Annotated in this window: 3 protein-coding genes; 2 read left to right on the top strand and 1 reads right to left on the bottom strand. The window is 22.0% G+C overall.

Annotated elements, in window-relative coordinates:
* Positions 1 to 263: 263 nt before the first annotated feature.
* Together BU00_RS0103460 and BU00_RS04710 are read left to right on the top strand one after the other, a co-directional pair.
* Positions 264 to 965 (top strand): hypothetical protein, encoded by a 702-nt coding sequence (locus tag BU00_RS0103460; protein ID WP_027121488.1) that lies wholly within the window; start codon positions 264 to 266, stop codon positions 963 to 965.
* A gap of 123 nt (positions 966 to 1,088) precedes the next feature.
* Positions 1,089 to 2,351, top strand: a complete 1,263-nt coding sequence (locus BU00_RS04710; protein WP_051521864.1) for an MnuA family membrane nuclease — start codon at positions 1,089 to 1,091, stop codon at positions 2,349 to 2,351.
* Positions 2,352 to 2,390: 39 nt separating this feature from the next.
* On the opposite strand, the gene BU00_RS0103450 is transcribed toward BU00_RS04710, so the two are convergent.
* Positions 2,391 to 2,618 carry a sigma factor-like helix-turn-helix DNA-binding protein gene (locus BU00_RS0103450; protein ID WP_027121487.1) on the bottom strand — a complete coding sequence of 76 codons (228 nt, stop codon included), beginning with the start codon at positions 2,616 to 2,618 and terminating at the stop codon, positions 2,391 to 2,393.
* Positions 2,619 to 2,694: the final 76 nt, after the last annotated feature.

Genomic DNA, 2,694 nt, shown 5'->3' with positions numbered 1-2,694 from the left:
CTTCTGATGAATTATATAGTTTCATAATATCTATAAACGAAAAAATTTCTTAATTTTTTTTATTTAGTATAAAATTTACTGAAAGTTTAAAATTATATGCCCTAATGATATTGTTGATAAAATTAAAAATATTTTACAAAGTAAAAACTTTCTTGAATATGTTAAAATGCTTGGTAAATATAAAAATGGAGGTTACTATACCTTTTCATCAAAAGATGTCAAAAAATATATTGAATATGTATTAGAAAAAGAGGTTTAGTTAGATGAATAATGATTTTCTTTTAACACTCAAAGAGTCTTATATAAGATATAAGAAATACGGTTCAAGAAGTAATGAAAAACTCAAAATATTACATGGTAAAATAGCAAAAGATATAAGTAAATTTTTAAATAATAAGATTTATAAAATTTATTCATTAGGTTTATTTAATGGTAAGGAAAAAGTTGTCAAAGGTAGTTATAATCCTAAGAAGATTGATATTGCCATTACAAAGAACAATCAAATTAAATGTTGTATTGGTGTTAAATTTATAATGAGTAATTATTCACAAAATTCAAATAATTATTTTGAAAATATGCTTGACGAAACTGTAAATATACGTGAATCTAAAATCCCTTATTTTCAAATAATAATATTACCTGATAATGTTCCGTATTATGATAAAAACGGAAAGATACTAAAAAGAGAAAATATATCTCAAAACCATATTCAAAAATACATTAATTTGTCACATAAAAACATAAATAATCTATTACATATTCCAAATAAAACTTTAATAATGTTAATATCTTTTGATGATGAATCAAACATTAAAATTAGAAACAATACACCAAAAGTTGATTGTTTTGAATATGAAGATTTGGTTTTTTCATTATCTAAAACAGAATTTGTTTTTGGTGATTCAGTAATTTATAATGATTATGAGCAGTTTATAAACACAGTAGTAAAAGAAATCTTAAAATAATGAGTGTTTATCGTTATAGATATTGTAAAAAATACCTTATAGACTTAATAAAATTAAAATTATAAAAATGTATAATATATGCATAATAATATTAACCAAAAATTAGTCAAAGGGAATTATAAAATGAACAAAAAAATATTAAAAAAATATTTTACTTTTACATCTTCAATTTTAACATTTGGATTAACTTCTTTAATCGCTATGTCTTGTGATTCAAAAGAATCAAAACAAATAAATAATCAAGACGATTTAAAAAATGTTGAAAACTCAAAAGTTTCAAACGAGAATAGTCAAGAAAAAACTAATGTAAACGATCAAGAAAACACAGATAAGAAAATAACTGATACAAAATCAGAACTAAATAACAGTCAAACAAAAGACAAAGAAACTAATTCAACTACAAGTGATGAGTCTCAATACTATACACTAGCAAGTTGAAATATTTATAACTATGGTTCAAGCGCTCCTAAATTACAAGTTAAAGTTCAAGCCATAGCTGAAATTATTGCAAAAAATAATTTAGATATAATTTCATTACAAGAAATTAGTTATGATGATACAGAATCAGTTAATAAAATTAAAGAAGTTTTAAAAGAAAAATATAATTTAAATTATTCCTTAATTGGTTCACCAAAAGGAATTATTTCAAAAGAAAGACCTAATTCAAAAGAAGCATTTGCTATTTTATATAATTCAAATTTTGAAATAGATAAAGATAAACCATTTAGTAATATTAATTATGGTCAAAAAACTAAATATACCAGACCATTATGAGCAATAAAAATGCAAACAAAAGAAAACAAAGATTTTATTTTAGTTAATGCACATTTTGATGCACCAGGTAAATCAAGATCTTCTAATGAAAAAAGCAATCCTGAAATTGATAACTATACTTGAAAAGGTCAAGGCGAACAAGAAGTTAATGAATTTTTAGAAAGTATTGATTATATTAAAAAATTATCAAATGATCATCAAATTCCAGTAATTTTTAATGGTGATACTAACATTAAAACAGATAACTTAAAACAAAGTGAAAAAATTATTTCTGATGCAAATCTTGAATCAGGATATGAAAATACTGAATTTACATTACAAGATTTAAAGAAATTTTATGATACTTCATTAAATTCTAAAAAAACTGGTTATTCTAATGCATATGATAAATTTATTTATCATAATGTTGATGACTTTTTTGTAAAAGAACCAAAAGAAACTTTTAAATATGATCTTGCAAAGGCTTTTAACAATGAATTAGCAGACAAAAAACAAGAATATATTAAATTATTTAAACAAGATCCTAAAAATAAAAATAAAACTGGTAAAAATTCTGAACTTGTTGGAAAAATTTCCGATCATACTTTTATTAAGATTAAAATCAAAAAATAAATGCTTAAAAATCACGATTCAAAAAATCGTGATTTTATTTTACCGTGAAAAATTAATATCAATTTTTTCAAGCTTTTGAATTGCTTTTTTAATTGTATCATATGAAGCAGTTCTTGTTGTTGCCATTATTTCTGAAACTTCTTGATATGATAAATCTTGATAAAAATATAATTCAAAAACTTGTTGTTGAGTTTGTGTTAAAAAAGATTTATATTTTTCATAGAGTTGTGTATATTTTTCTAAATTTTCAGGGGATTTTCTATTCATTTATCAAATCCTTTGTCATTTGATAAATGAATAAATCTAAGTCAAAATCTTGTAAATCATCAACCTTTTCTCCAAG

The sequence above is a fragment of the Mycoplasma leonicaptivi ATCC 49890 genome, from assembly GCF_000622205.1.
GTDB lineage: Bacteria > Bacillota_I > Bacilli_A > Mycoplasmatales > Metamycoplasmataceae > Mycoplasmopsis > Mycoplasmopsis leonicaptivi.
The sequence above is the reverse complement of the archived record's forward strand: the minus strand, read 5'-3'. Positions and strand labels throughout refer to the sequence as shown.